Annotated in this window: 13 protein-coding genes; 11 read left to right on the top strand and 2 right to left on the bottom strand. The window is 53.7% G+C overall.

The features are described from left to right. The first annotated feature begins 225 nt into the window (after positions 1-225). Genes M3194_RS25345 through M3194_RS25365 form a run of 5 tightly spaced genes read left to right on the top strand, consistent with a single transcriptional unit; the run spans position 226 to position 5,368 of the window. Positions 226-1,560, top strand: coding sequence for an ABC transporter substrate-binding protein (locus M3194_RS25345; protein WP_251656885.1), 1,335 nt, complete (start codon positions 226-228; stop codon positions 1,558-1,560). Positions 1,561-1,575: 15 nt separating this feature from the next. Then, a complete protein-coding gene (locus M3194_RS25350) occupies positions 1,576-2,451 on the top strand; it encodes a carbohydrate ABC transporter permease (protein ID WP_251656886.1) in 876 nt (291 codons plus the stop codon). After that, positions 2,438-3,277 (top strand): carbohydrate ABC transporter permease, encoded by an 840-nt coding sequence (locus M3194_RS25355; RefSeq protein ID WP_251656887.1) that lies wholly within the window; start codon positions 2,438-2,440, stop codon positions 3,275-3,277. Before M3194_RS25350 ends, M3194_RS25355 begins: the two co-directional genes overlap by 14 nt. Positions 3,278-3,301: 24 nt before the next feature. Beyond that, on the top strand, positions 3,302-4,249 hold the full coding sequence (locus tag M3194_RS25360; protein WP_251656888.1) for an MTP-1 family protein: 948 nt from the start codon (positions 3,302-3,304) through the stop codon (positions 4,247-4,249). Positions 4,250-4,306: 57 nt separating this feature from the next. Beyond that, complete coding sequence (locus tag M3194_RS25365; RefSeq protein WP_251656889.1) at positions 4,307-5,368, top strand: BtaManbiosPhlase; 1,062 nt, start codon at positions 4,307-4,309, stop codon at positions 5,366-5,368. Between the two features lie 1,379 nt (positions 5,369-6,747). Here M3194_RS25365 and M3194_RS25370 read toward each other — a convergent pair. Both M3194_RS25370 and M3194_RS25375 read right to left on the bottom strand, forming a co-directional pair. After that, complete coding sequence (locus tag M3194_RS25370) at positions 6,748-7,560, bottom strand: ABC transporter permease subunit (protein ID WP_251656890.1); 813 nt, start codon at positions 7,558-7,560, stop codon at positions 6,748-6,750. Next, positions 7,557-8,450, bottom strand: coding sequence for an ABC transporter ATP-binding protein (locus tag M3194_RS25375; RefSeq protein WP_251656891.1), 894 nt, complete (start codon positions 8,448-8,450; stop codon positions 7,557-7,559). Before M3194_RS25375 ends, M3194_RS25370 begins: the two co-directional genes overlap by 4 nt. Before the next feature lie 156 nt (positions 8,451-8,606). Between M3194_RS25375 and M3194_RS25380 the strand changes: the two genes are divergently transcribed. The 6 genes from M3194_RS25380 (at position 8,607) to M3194_RS25405 (ending at position 13,189) form a co-directional block, all read left to right on the top strand. Then, entirely contained in the window at positions 8,607-9,209 is a 603-nt protein-coding gene (locus tag M3194_RS25380; RefSeq protein ID WP_251656892.1) for a TetR/AcrR family transcriptional regulator, read from the top strand. A 91-nt stretch (positions 9,210-9,300) separates the two neighbouring features. Beyond that, the gene (locus M3194_RS25385; protein ID WP_251656893.1) at positions 9,301-9,471 is read left to right on the top strand and encodes a DUF3934 family protein; all 171 of its coding nucleotides are present in this window, start codon (positions 9,301-9,303) and stop codon (positions 9,469-9,471) included. Between the two features lie 250 nt (positions 9,472-9,721). Continuing rightward, positions 9,722-10,411 (top strand): thiaminase II, encoded by a 690-nt coding sequence (gene tenA / locus M3194_RS25390; protein WP_251656894.1) that lies wholly within the window; start codon positions 9,722-9,724, stop codon positions 10,409-10,411. Continuing rightward, positions 10,408-11,229, top strand: coding sequence for an ABC transporter ATP-binding protein (locus M3194_RS25395; protein WP_251656895.1), 822 nt, complete (start codon positions 10,408-10,410; stop codon positions 11,227-11,229). Before tenA ends, M3194_RS25395 begins: the two co-directional genes overlap by 4 nt. Next, positions 11,229-11,981, top strand: coding sequence for an ABC transporter permease (locus M3194_RS25400; protein ID WP_251656896.1), 753 nt, complete (start codon positions 11,229-11,231; stop codon positions 11,979-11,981). Before M3194_RS25395 ends, M3194_RS25400 begins: the two co-directional genes overlap by 1 nt. Before the next feature lie 188 nt (positions 11,982-12,169). Then, positions 12,170-13,189, top strand: coding sequence for an ABC transporter substrate-binding protein (locus M3194_RS25405; protein ID WP_251656897.1), 1,020 nt, complete (start codon positions 12,170-12,172; stop codon positions 13,187-13,189). The last annotated feature ends 10 nt before the right edge of the window (positions 13,190-13,199 follow it).

Consider the following 13,199-nt stretch of genomic DNA (forward strand, 5'->3'; position numbering starts at 1 on the left):
ATCAAAACAAACATCCTGCATACAATTGTAACGTTACAAAACAAAATAGTAAAGTTAATTGTAATGTTCGTTTGTCGACAAAATTCGATAAAATCACTTGACAAAGAGGTGCTTACGACGCATAATCTAGGTAGCAAACGCTTTCAGTTACTTTACGTCATGTCGCTTTACATGACAGGTTTATTTTTGTAATTATAAATCATGTTTCCGGGAGGTTATTGATCAATGAAGAAAAAAACACCGATTTTGCTTACGGCTGTCGCGGCGCTTGGCATGCTCAGCGCCTGCTCCACCGGCCAAGGCGGCCAGGCTCAGACGGGAAACAACTCGTCAAACGGGGGCAAGGTAACGACAATTGAATTCTGGGCGGCTCCAAACCCGACCCAGCAAGCTTATTGGCAAGAGCTCGCCAAAGCCTACGAGGCAACTAACGATAAGGTGAAGATCAATGTCAGCGCCATTAAGGAATCCCCAACGTCCGAGGCCAGCATTCAATCGGCCATCGCGGCGAAGAGCGCGCCGACGATTTCCGAGAACATCAACCGCGGCTTCGCCGCGCAGCTGTCCAACAGTAAGGCGCTTGTGCCGCTCGATACGCTGGAGGGCTACGACGAAATCATTCAAAGCCGCAGCATGACCAAAACGATCGAGCCATGGAAATTCGCGGACGGCCATCAGTACGTGCTGCCGATCTACTCCAACCCGATGCTGTTCGGATGGCGCCTGGACGTTCTGAAGGAGCTCGGCTATAACGAACCGCCTAAGACTTACAGCGAAGTGCTTGAGGTGACGAAGAAGCTGAAGGCGAAATACGGAGACAAGAAATTCCTGTGGGCAAAGCCGGATCTTGCCGATCCTACGGCGTGGAAACGCTGGTTCGACTTCTACATGCTGTATGACGCGGCTTCCAACGGCAATAAGTTCATCGAAGGCGATAAGTTCACCGGAGACGAGAAAGCCGGAACCGCAGTGCTTACCTTTGTTGACAATCTGCGCAAGGAGAACGGTCTGCTGTCCCGCCAGGTGACGGATCCGTTCGAGAACGGAACGGGCATCTTCACCGACGTTGGTCCATGGACCTTCACGACCTGGGCAGCGAAATATCCTAACCTGAAGTTTAACGAAACGTTCGCGCTTAGCATGCCGCCTGTGCCGGACGACGTTGATCCGGCGCAAAGCAAAACGTTCGCCGACACGAAAGGACTCGTCATCTACGCTTCCTCGACGAAAGAGCAGCAGCAGGCAGCCCTTGATTTCATCAAATGGGTGTACAGCGACGCGAAGAACGACGCCAAGTGGTTTGAGCAGACAAATCTGCCGCCGGCTCGCGACGACCTGTCGACGAACGATTCGTTCAAGGTCATTCTGGATGAGAAACCTCAACTGAAGCCATACGCGGATAACGTGCCGAATGCCGTGCCGCCGATGGACAATGCCAAATACAACGACCTGCAGACGATTATCGGCGAGCAGGCATTCAATAAAGTCGTCAAAGGCGAAATCGCTCCAACTGAGGGCTGGGCGGCGATGAAGGCTGCTTTGGAAAAAGCCCTGAAGTAAGGGAGGCTCCTACTCATGGACCAACGCAATAACAAACTGGGCTGGTTATTTACCAGCCCATATCTCATCTATTCCTTGATCTTCTTTTTCGGGCCGCTAATCTGGTCGTTCTTCCTGTCCATCACAGACTGGGACCTGATTGCCCCGACATTTAATTTCGTAGGCTTTGCCAACTTCATGGACGCCTTGCAGGATTCGAGCGTGCATGCGGCCTTCTGGAATACGTACAAGTTCATGATGATCTTCGTTCCGCTCGTTATCGTATTGGCGATCGGCGTGGCGGTGCTCGTGCACGGGCTGCACCGGTTCAAGAGCCTGTTCCTGATCGGGTTCTTCCTGCCTTACCTGAGCTCTGGCGTTGTTAGCGCGCTGATCGTGAAAGGATTGCTGTCCTATACGAGCCCGGTAAACGTCTCTTTGCGCAGTATTGGGCTGGACATCAACTGGCTGGGCTCGCCTTTCTCGGCGCTCTGCGTGGTAGGCGCAATTCTCGCTTGGAAGTTCACGGGCTATTACGCGCTTATTATTACTTCGGGTCTTGAGAGCATAGACAAGGAAGTGTATGAGGCAGCCGCGATTGACGGCGTGAAGGACAGCCAGCGGTTCTGGCGCATTACGCTTCCGCTGCTGTATCCGTCGCTGTATACGACGCTCATTCTCGCGTTTGGCGTCACCTTTGGCATTTTCACCGAGGTGTATCAATTGACGGGCGGCGGACCGGGTCATGCGACGAATACGTGGCAGATGGAAATTTTCAAGCAGGCCTTCCAGAACATGCAGGTCGGCTACGCATCCGCGGTAGCGCTGCTGGCTTCGGTGGCGACATTTATTTCTATCTTCGTTATCCGCAAAATTTTGGAGATATGGGGGAAACGCAATGGTTGGGTCTAAACAGCACAGCGGTACAAGAAGGGCGATCCGTTACGGAATCGCGGCCGTGCTCCTGCTCATTATGGTGTATCCGTACCTGTATATGGTGCTCAGCTCCTTCGCGGATTGGACGCAGATCGACAAGCAGCTCTTTCCGACCAAATTTACGACCAAGTCGTACGATTGGCTCTTCAGCGGCGGCGAGACCGGCATTACCCGGCCTTGGGTAAACGCCTTTTTCAACAGCATCTTTGTTTCTCTCGCCTCAACGGCGCTAATGATGTTCTTTGGCATTATGGTCGCTTACGCCCTGTCGAAGCTGAACTTCTTCGGCCGGAACGCGATCAATAACTTTGTTCTGTTCCATATGTTCTTCCCGGCTATCATTTTGCTCGTGCCGTCGTTCCTGATCATTCAGCGGGTGGGCTTGTATGATACGTACCTGGGACTAATCATTCCGAAGGCCGTCAGTCTTTGGGCGATCTTTATGTATACGAACTTCTTCAAGGCGGTACCGACAGTCTTCATCGAGGCGGCCAAGCTGGACGGGGCATCCGATTTGAAGATTATGTTCCGAATTATGCTGCCCATGTCGAAGTCGATCACGACCGTTATTTTCCTGTTCCTGCTTATGGAACGGTGGACGGAGCTGCTGTGGGACATGATTGCGGTCAAGAGCGACTCGATGCTGACGCTGAACGTGCTCTTGTCTCAGATGTTCGGACCGTACGGTTCTTATCCGGGTCCTCTTTACGCGGCTTCAACCATCCTGACGCTGCCGATTATCGTAATGTTCCTGATATTCAGCAAGAAATTCCAAGAGGGCATGCAGTTCAGCCTGAAATAATCTCAACCTTGGAGGTACCGAAACATGACCGTTCACGAAACAAACGCCCGCCGGGCGCTGGCTTGCTCGGAGCTTCTCGAAGCTTACCGCGCCTCCGCAGCCCGGGCCGACAACCCGTCGCACATCGTCTTTGAAGGCGTAGGCGACAAAGACGTGTACAATATCGCCGCTCCAATCCGGGAGAACGGGAAGGACATCATTCCGGGGCGCGTGGAATCCCGGGACAGCGAGCATTCCGACGTCGTCTTCTTCGCCGAGCAAGACGGCAAGTGGCTTCCCGTAGAGGATGCTCCCGTGCTGGCGCTGCAGGATCCGTTTCACTGCCGGATCGGCGGAGAGCTGGTGCTGGGCGGCGTCGAGATCTATCCGCATCCGGAAAAGGAGGACGCGCTCATGTGGCGCACGGTCTTCTACCGCGGCAGCGGTATTCGCGATTTGAAGCCTTTCTTCAAAGGTCCGGACGGAATGAAGGATATCCGTCTCGTCGAGCTTCCGGGCGGCAATGTTGGTGTCTTCACCCGTCCGCAAGGCGAGAAGGGCGGCCGAGGCAAGATCGGCTTCGCGCAAGTCGCGTCGCTGGATGCCTTGTCGAAGGCCGTCATCGATGACGCTCCGCTTCTTGAGGGACAATTCGCGGAAGGCGAATGGGGCGGCGCTAACGAAGCCCATTTGCTGAATGACGGCCGCGTCGGCGTGCTCGGTCACACGGCTTGCTTCGACGAAGCCGGGGATCGTCACTATTATCCGATGGCCTTCGTATTTGATCCGCGGGACGCTTCGTTTACCGATATGGCGATCATCGCCGAGCGCTGCCGATTCCTGCCTGGACCGTCCAAGCGGCCGGATCTGCAGGACGTTGTATTTAGCGGAGGCCTCGTGAGGCATGCGGACGGCAGCGCCGTGCTGTATGCCGGCATCAGCGACGCCGACGCCCAGACACTGACTATCGCCGACCCTTTTGCCGGTTTGTAATGGTTATCCGGCCCAATGCGGCCGTTCAAGCAATGAACGAAAGAAAGGAATCATCCTATGAACATTTACAGATATGAACAGAACCCGCTGGTTACGCCTGCGGACGTTAAGCCGCACCGCTCCGATTTTGAAGTCATCGGCGCATTCAACGCCGGTATTGCGGAATATAACGGCGAAGTCATTATGCTGCTCCGCGTCGCGGAACGGCCTATCAGCCCGGATCCGAGCGTTGTGCTGGCACCGGTCTATAACGTGGAACGAAACGATCTGGACCTTTTCCCGATCCGTTTGGATGACGAGCGCTACGATTTTTCCGATCCGCGCGTCATCGTGCGGAAGGAGAACGCTCCGTCTTTTGAATATCTGACTTCCTTGTCCTACTTGCGCATTGCGCGGAGCAAGGACGGGCGGAACTTTACAATCGACGACCAACCGTTTGTCTATCCGTCCCAATCGCTCGAAACGTTTGGCATCGAGGATCCCCGCATTACGCAGATCGGGGATACCTACTATATTTACTTCTCGGCGGTTTCCCCAGTCGGCATCGGGGAATCGCTCGTGTCGACGAAGGACTTCGTGAACGTGACTCATCACGGGATGATCTTCGGCCCGGACAACAAAGACGTGCTGATCTTCCCTGAACGCGTGAACGGCAAGTATTACGCGCTGCACCGTCCAACGACCAAGAGCGTCGGACGTCCGGAGATGTGGATTGCGGAGTCCGACAACCTGCTCTACTGGGGCAATCACCGCCATTTGATCGGGCTGCGCGATGGCATGTGGGACAGCGGCCGTCTCGGCGGCGGCGCCGTGCCGATCAAGACGGACAAAGGCTGGCTGGAGCTCTATCACGGAGCGACTAAGGATAACCGCTACTGCATGGGCGCGGTACTGCTGGACCTGAACGACCCGTCCAAGGTCATTGCCCGTTCCGGCAAGCCGGTCATGGAGCCGGAGGCCGACTATGAGCAGAATGGCTTCTTCGGAGGGGTTGTCTTCTCCTGCGGCGCACTGGTAGACGGCGATCGCATCCGTATGTACTACGGTGCAGCCGATACGTCCATGGCTTGCGCAGAGCTTAGCCTAAGCGAGATTCTGGACAGTCTGGAAGCCGTATAAGATTAATCACAAAGCCGTTTCTTCTGCCTTTGGGCAGCAGGGACGGCTTCTTTTGCTGTAGCTGGCTGCTAGTAGTGATCATAAGACCCCGAAGCGGGTCTTATTTGCTTAGGTTAGGCGGGAAATGCACGTGTTGCTGCCCATACGGCCAATGCTCGCCAGGTTAAGGTCCCTGAGGGACCTTAACCTGCCTTGGGCAGACAAAAAGAAAGCCGTTAAGGCCCTTAATGGACCTTAACGGCCAACGAAGTGACTGAAATGGCGAGAGAACCGCCAATGTCAGCTAAGTTAAGGTCCCTGAGGGACCTTAAACTGCTTTGAGTAGACCAAAAGAAAGCCGTTAAGGCCCTTTATGGACCTTAACGGCCAACGAAGTAACTGAATTGCGAGAGAACCGCCAATGTCAGCTAAGTTAAGGTCCCTGAGGGACCTTAAACTGCTTTGAGTAGACCAAAAGAAAGCCGTTAAGGCCCTTTATGGACCTTAACGGCTAACAAAGTGACTGAAATGTCGAGAGAACCGCCAATGTCAGCTAAGTTAAGGTTCCTGAGGGACCTTAAACTGCCTTTGGTAGACCAAAAGAAAGCCGTTAAGGCCCTTAATGGACCTTAACGGGTAACAAAGTGACTGAAATGTCGAGAGAACCGCCAATGTCAGCTAAGTTAAGCTCCCTGAGGGACCTTAAACTTCTTTGGATAGACAAAAAGAAAGCCGTTAAAGCCCTTAATGGACCTTAACGGCTAACGAAGTAACTGAATTGGCGGGAGAACCGCCAATGTCAGCTAAGTTAAGGTCCCTGAGGGACCTTAAACTGCCTTGAGCTGACAAAAAGAAAGCCATTAAGGCCCTATATGGGTCTTAACCGCTGACGAAGTAACTGAATTGGCGAGAGAACCGCCAAGGTCAGCTAAGTTAAGGTCCCAGAGGGACCTTAACTTGCCTTGAGTAGACAAAAAGAAATCCGTTAAGGTCCTATATGGACCTTAACGGCCAACGAAGTGACTGAAATGTCGAGAGAACCGCCAATGTCAGCCAAGTTTAAGGTCCCTGAGGGACCTTAAACTGCCTTGGGTAGATAAAAAGAAGGCCATTAAGGCCCTTTATGGACCTTAACGGCTAACGAAGTGACTGAAATGGCGAGAGAACCGCCAATATCGCCAAAGTTAAGGTCCCTGAGGGACCTTAAACTGCTTCGGGTATACAAAAAGAAAGCCGTTAAGGCCCTATATGGACCTTAACGGAGAAACTGACGGGAAAGGTGCACAGGCAAGGGCGCCACGCCGGGCTGTGCGGCATGCCGGGGGAATCCCAGCACTACATGCCATCCCCGTGCTCGCTGCCCATCTCCGCGTACGCTACGCGAACGGCCAACGCTGGCGCTACAGCGGCAGATCACGCTTGCTGAAGGCAATAATGCCTGCGGCAAAGCAGGCAAGACCGATCGCAAGCAGCACAAGCGAGGCGAGCAGCGGATCGCCGCTGCCTGCGGCGATATCGCTTGGGCGGTACAGCGAGAAGATGGAGCCGTAACGCAGCCAATCGACGCTGCCGCTTATTTTGCCAAGCATATCGAGGGCGAACATTCCGATAATGATAAACCCGGAGGTGCCAAGCGCCTTCTTCTCGTCATTTATGACCGAGGAAATCAGAAAGGTTATGCCGCTTGCCGCGATAAACAGCATCCAGGCCACTACGTTCATCTCGATGTAACGCGCGCCGTTGAATTCGAACTGATCCCCGATAAACCATACATAACCGAGCAGGCCGGCACCTGTTGTCACCAGGATAATCAGCAGCAATCCTGCGGACAGCACGCCTGCCTGAGTAATAGCAACCTGCCTCCGCGTAGTTGGCGTAGACAACAGATAGGACATCGAGCCTTGATCCACAAGGCGGGCCATCAGACCGGTGGACAGCATAATGCTGAATATGGACAGCAGAAGAGGAAGAATAAGTCCGTAATATTCGCCGGAGATGAAGGCCTCCATGCTGCCAAAGCCGCCTTGAATATTAAAGGCATTTACGATGCCTTCGGGCATGGATTTCAGCAGCTCGTTCAGCGCGCCCGTATTATCCGCAATGCCGGGATACAGCCAGAACATCAGCAGAATATAAAAGGCAGAGCCAAACGCGTAATTGCTCATGCCCTTCGCATGAATCTTCATCATTTGCTTAAACAGGGGAAGGTTCATCGCGCAGCAGCCCCTTTCCGATCGTAATACTGCATAAAGACGTCCTCAAGATTCTGCGCGGTAATGTCCAGGCTCCGCACCTTGTATTTCGCCGCCTCATGAATCAGCTCGTTGTAATTCCCCTGGACGGCCACGGTGACCCTTCTTCCGTCTCGCGACTCTGCCGGGACCTGGCCGCTTTGCACAAAAGCCTCGGCATCCTCCGGATGCTCGAACACGATCACAACCAGCTTCCGCTGCATCGACTGCAGCTCATGAATATTATTGGTGGCGACAAGGACGCCATCCTTTATAATCGCGGCGCGGTCGCAAGTCCGCTCAATCTCCGGAAAGCTGTGGGAGGACATGAGGAAGGTCGTGCCCCGGGCTTTCTCTTCCAGCACAAGCTCGATGAACAGCTGCTGCATAAGCGGATCAAGGCCGGAGGTTGGTTCATCCAGAATAATGAGCTCCGGGCTATGCATAAAGGCAGCGACAATCCCGACCTTTTGCTTCATCCCTTTGGACATTTTACGGATCGGGGTGGAGACGTCGAACTGGAGCCGGTCGATCAGCTGCTTGCGCCGGACCGCGCTGTCCACGCGCTGCATGCGGGCAAGGAAGTCCAGAAACTCCTTGCCCGTCATCCCCTCGATAAAAGCGATTTCCCCCGGCAGATAGCCAACCAGCTTCTGAACGATGCCCTGCTGCTTCCATGTATCAAGTCCCTTAATCGACGCGCTTCCGCGATCGGGCTTCATGAAGCCCATAATATGGCGGATTGTTGTCGATTTCCCGGCGCCGTTAGGGCCAAGAAAGCCAAACACCTCACCTTGCTCCACGGTGAAGGACACGTCGTTAATCCCTTTTCCTCCCGGAAAAAGCTTCGTTAAACCGTCTACGACCAGCATGCTGACCGCACCTTCTTTCGAAAAGTTATGAAATATGATAATCCTTATATTTCATCATTATGATAGGCTCGGTCAAATGAGAAGTCAATGGGTTTATGAAATATTTATGTGCTATAATTTCATTAAATTCATCTTCATACAAAAGCCGGAGGGTATATGAACGGATTCGAAAAAAGAGCCGAGCAGCTCAAAGCGAAGATCAGGACAACTGTCTTGACCATGCTGCAGACATGCGAGCCTAAAAATATCCGCATCGCCGACATCGCTGCCGAAGCAGGAGTGTCGCAGGTGACGATCTATAACTATTTTGGCAGCAAGGAGGATCTCATCCGGGATGTCTTTAAGCAGTACGTGACGGAGCATGTCGATGATTTTGAGGTCTTTATGAGCCGCGGGCCAACGTTTCAGCAGTTTGTGGAGTATGTGGTGTTAGCCGACAAGGAAGCCTTCAGCCGATTCTCGCCCGAATTCATTCAGCAGATGATGAGCGGTGATCCGGGGTTTGCCGAATACGTGGAGGAAGTGACGCAGATGAGGGCGATGCCGCTCATGCATGCCTTCATCGAGGAATGCCAGCAGCAAGGGCAGATCTCGGATAAAGTATCCACGGAAATGATTCTGACCTACGTCAATATGTTTGTATCCCAATCTCAAAAGCTGCTGGAGCAGGCGCAGCAAAGCGGGAAGGGAGAGCGATTCTTCGAGGAGTTCCTTCATTTGTTCTTCTACGGCGTATGCGGGCTGGAGCCCGAAGCTTGAACTATAGAAGGCGATAACAACGTAATAATTGCTATTACGCCCCGGCTATTGGTACAATACAGCGTAGTAGAAGACAAGGGAGCGGTATAGATTGACTAAGGCAAAAAAGAGCGGCATCGGACAAGGAACCGGCAAGAAGGGCTGGAGCCGCTGGGACAAGGCAGCAAAGAAGAAAAGCGCAAAACGCGTATTCAGCAAAGGTCCTAAGGCTGGCGCAGACAAGAAGGATTCGGCTGAAAGCAAGGACGGAGCAGGCGAATAATAGGTTATTGCCTAATATTCTCATATCCGTTATAGTGAATGTAATTGCATAATGCGTGCGGGTGCTGGATGAAGTCCGGCTGAGATAGGCAACTTGTTTGCCTGACCGTTAATCTGAACCAGGTAATGCTGGCGTAGAGAACCGATCGAATTTTCGCCATTCGTGTATTCTCGAATGGCTTTTTCTGTTGTTCGAACGCCCTCGCGTTTAGTTACCTAAGGTTACTAAAACGAAGGAGTGACCAGAAACAATGAAGACCGAAACCAAAACCGGCAAATTCACCGAAAGATTGTACGAGAGCTCGAAGGGAATCTGGGAACGGAGCCACCGTCATCCTTTTCTCGAGGAGCTCAAGGCAGGGACGCTGGATCCCGCGAAATTTATCTACTACCTCAAGCAAGACTACGTCTACTTAATCGATTATGCCAAAATGTTCGCTTACGGCAGCATTAAGGCTAATGACCTCCATACGATGGGGAAGTTCTCCGAGCTGTGCCATTCCATTCTGAACGTGGAGATGGGACTGCACCGGCTGTATGCCGAGCGATTCGGCGTCTCGGGTGAAGAGCTGGAGAGTACGGAACCGTCGCCTACCACTATCGCTTATACCAAATATTTGCTTGATGTTGCCGCGCATGGCTCCCTTGCGGAGGTAGCGGCTGCCGTTCTGCCCTGCATGTGGAGTTACAGGGAGATTGGCGTTTTATTCGCGGAGGAGCCGGGCGCGCTCGATCACCCTCTCTACCGCGACTGGATTCTCATGTACAGCTCGGAGGAGTTTGGCGAGTTGACCGACTGGTGCATCGGCATTATGGATCAGCTGGCTGACGGATTGCCTGAGCAGGAAATGGCAAAGCTGGAGCAGCATTTCATCATGGCATCGAGGCTTGAATATATGTTCTGGGATATGGCCTACAGAGAGGAAGAGTGGCCGGTGTGAGCGGGGGGCATGCAGCCGCGGATCCGCCTCTTCACGCCGGCTTGTCGGTACAAGGCTTAACCTACGGATTTGAAGGGGAGGAACCGCTGTTCAAAGGGCTTGATCTGGAAGTGCCCGAGGGACAATTCGTCAGTATTGTAGCGGCAAGCGGCATGGGCAAAACAACCTTGTTCCGCCTGCTCGCCGGTCTGCTCCAGCCGGAATCCGGCACGATAAAAGCAGCCGGTGCCGTCCAAGGTCAACTAGGGCAAGGCGTCCACGGCGCAATCGGCTATATGCCGCAGCGGGATTGCCTGATGCCTTGGCGGACGGTGCTGGATAACGCCGCTATTGGTCTCGAGCTTGCTGGCGTACCGAAGCGCGAAGCGAGACGCCGGGTGCGCGAGCTGCTGCCGGAGCTTGGGCTGGCCGGCACGGATGCGAAGTATCCCCATGAGCTGTCCGGGGGAATGAGGCAAAGGGTGTCCTTTCTCCGCTCCTTGCTTGCCGGCGGGGACCTGTTGCTGCTCGACGAACCGTTCAGCGCACTTGATGCGATGACCCGGGTCAGCATGCAGCAATGGCTGCTTGAGGTGTGGGAGAAGCATAGGAAGACCATCCTGTTCATCACGCATGATATTGACGAAGCGCTGCTGCTCTCGGATCAAGTGCTGGTGGCCGCATCAAGACCCATTACAAAGCTGGAGCCGCTCGTGGTTGATCTGCCTCGCCCGCGGACATACGAAGCTACGCTTGATGAGCGGTTTGTTTCGCTGAAGCGCCGGCTTCTCGGCCAGCTTGGACGGATAGCTTCCGGCGGGGAAGGGGGAGCAGACTGATGAAGCTGGTGAAGGATAACCTGCCCATTCTCCTGTTTATATTGCTGCTCGCGGCAGCTTGGGAGCTCTCGACCCGTATATTTCATATTCCGTCTTACATCATTCCACGGCTTTCGGATGTGTTTGCCGCACTTGGACATCATGCGGCCCTGCTGAGCAAGCATTTTGCCCTGACGCTGTGGGAAGCGCTGCTTGGACTTGCGTTCTCGGTTGTCTTCGGCGTATTGTCTGCTGTTTGGATCGACAGCTCCAGCCTAGCGCGAAAGACCATATACCCGCTGATCGTCGCTTCGCAGACGGTGCCGATCATCGCGCTGTCCCCCATTATGGTGATGTGGTTCGGCTACGAGATGGGAAGCAAAGTTGCGGTTGTTATATTGTTTACGTTTTTCCCGGTTGCGGTGAATACGGCGGACGGCTTCCGCATGGCCGACCGCGAGATTGGGGAGCTGCTTCGTTCGATGGGGGCAGGCAAGGCGCAGCTGTTTCTAAAGTGGAAGATCCCCTCGGCCCTGCCGTCCTTCTTCACCGGCCTCAAGATGGCAGCGGCCATCAGCGTTGGCGGCGCGACCCTTGGGGAATGGCTTGGAGGCGAATCGGGACTTGGCGTGTATACCAAGCGGGCGGCCAATATGCTTCGCGGCGATGATGTATTCGCTGGCGTGCTGCTGCTGTCGCTGATGGGAGTCGCCCTGTTTGTTGCCGCGCAATTCATAGAAAGACTGGTGCTTGGGCGCCGGCAAGCTAGATAAATGCCAATATGGCTGGAGTCAGCCATCTAAGAAGGCATAAATGCTTACGAAGTGAGAATTGCCATTATGGCTGGAGTCAGCCATCTGAGAAGGCAATTCTTAAGTTCATGCTTACGAAGTGAGAATTGCCATTATGGCTGGAGTCAGCCATCTGAGAAGGCAATTCTTTTAAAAGGAGATATTCACTTATGTTCAGGACTAATAATCGATTCATGAAATCAGGATTAGCCGTGGGGCTCATATTCGCTTTGCTGTTGTCAGCTTGCTCTTCGGAGAAGAACAGCAGCACCGGCGGCAGCTCGGAGAAACAAACAGAAGAGTTCACCGTTCTGCTGGACTGGTATCCAAATGCGGTACATACCTTTTTGTATGCGGCGGAGGAGCAAGGGTATTTTGAAGAAGAGGGCCTTAAGGTCAAGCTTCAGACGCCCGCCGATACGAATGACGCCTTGAAGCTGGTCGCTACGGGCAAAGCCGATCTGGCGCTCAGCTATCAGATTCAAGTTGCGGTTGCGCGGTCGGAGGATATTCCGGTTGTATCGGTTGGGGCAATCGTCCGCCATCCGCTTAATCAGCTGTTTGTCTCGGAGGAGTCGGGGATCAAGAGCCCCAAGGATCTGGCCGGCAAAAAAATCGGCTATCCTTCCCTCCCGCTGGATGAAGCAATCGTAAACACGATGGTGGAGGCCGATGGCGGGGATTCGTCGAAATTAGATTACGTAGATATCGGCTGGGATCTGATACCTGCAATGACAACAAACCGCGTAGATGGTATTATCGGTGGTTATATCAATCATGAGAAGCTGCTGCTGGAGAAGGAAGGCGAGAAGCTGACGGCGTTTAACCCGGCGGATTACGGCGTTCCTGATTATTACGAGCTGGTGCTGACGGCAAGCGAGAAGGAGCTGGAGGGCAAAGGCGACGCGATCAAACGTTTCCTCGCGGCGGCGGCCAAAGGCCAGGAGTATACGGCCAGCCATCCGGACGAAGCGCTGAAGCTGCTGCTCGACAAGCAGAGCACCGACTTCCCGCTGGATGCGGATATCGAGAAGCAAAGCCTGGCTATTCTCCTTCCTTTGATGGATGCGGGCGAGGAACCGTTTGGCAGCCAGTCCGAGGATTCCTGGAATAAGGTAATCGGCTGGCTGACGGAGCATGGTCAGATCACGAAGCCGGTGAAGGCGGCGGATGCTTTCCGCAACTTGTAGGCAATATTGG

The sequence above is a fragment of the Paenibacillus glycanilyticus genome (assembly GCF_023715145.1).
Lineage (GTDB): Bacteria > Bacillota > Bacilli > Paenibacillales > Paenibacillaceae > Pristimantibacillus > Pristimantibacillus glycanilyticus_A.

Bases quoted from the DNA above. Each gene is read 5' to 3' on its own strand.
- M3194_RS25345 (WP_251656885.1), top strand. From the start codon at position 226: ATGAAGAAAAAAACACCGATTTTGCTTACGGCTGTCGCGGCGCTTGGC.
- M3194_RS25350 (WP_251656886.1), top strand. From the start codon at position 1,576: ATGGACCAACGCAATAACAAACTGGGCTGGTTATTTACCAGCCCATAT.
- M3194_RS25355 (WP_251656887.1), top strand. From the start codon at position 2,438: ATGGTTGGGTCTAAACAGCACAGCGGTACAAGAAGGGCGATCCGTTAC.
- M3194_RS25360 (WP_251656888.1), top strand. From the start codon at position 3,302: ATGACCGTTCACGAAACAAACGCCCGCCGGGCGCTGGCTTGCTCGGAG.
- M3194_RS25365 (WP_251656889.1), top strand. From the start codon at position 4,307: ATGAACATTTACAGATATGAACAGAACCCGCTGGTTACGCCTGCGGAC.
- M3194_RS25370 (WP_251656890.1), bottom strand. From the start codon at position 7,560: ATGAACCTTCCCCTGTTTAAGCAAATGATGAAGATTCATGCGAAGGGC.
- M3194_RS25375 (WP_251656891.1), bottom strand. From the start codon at position 8,450: ATGCTGGTCGTAGACGGTTTAACGAAGCTTTTTCCGGGAGGAAAAGGG.
- M3194_RS25380 (WP_251656892.1), top strand. From the start codon at position 8,607: ATGAACGGATTCGAAAAAAGAGCCGAGCAGCTCAAAGCGAAGATCAGG.
- tenA (WP_251656894.1), top strand. From the start codon at position 9,722: ATGAAGACCGAAACCAAAACCGGCAAATTCACCGAAAGATTGTACGAG.
- M3194_RS25400 (WP_251656896.1), top strand. From the start codon at position 11,229: ATGAAGCTGGTGAAGGATAACCTGCCCATTCTCCTGTTTATATTGCTG.
- M3194_RS25405 (WP_251656897.1), top strand. From the start codon at position 12,170: ATGTTCAGGACTAATAATCGATTCATGAAATCAGGATTAGCCGTGGGG.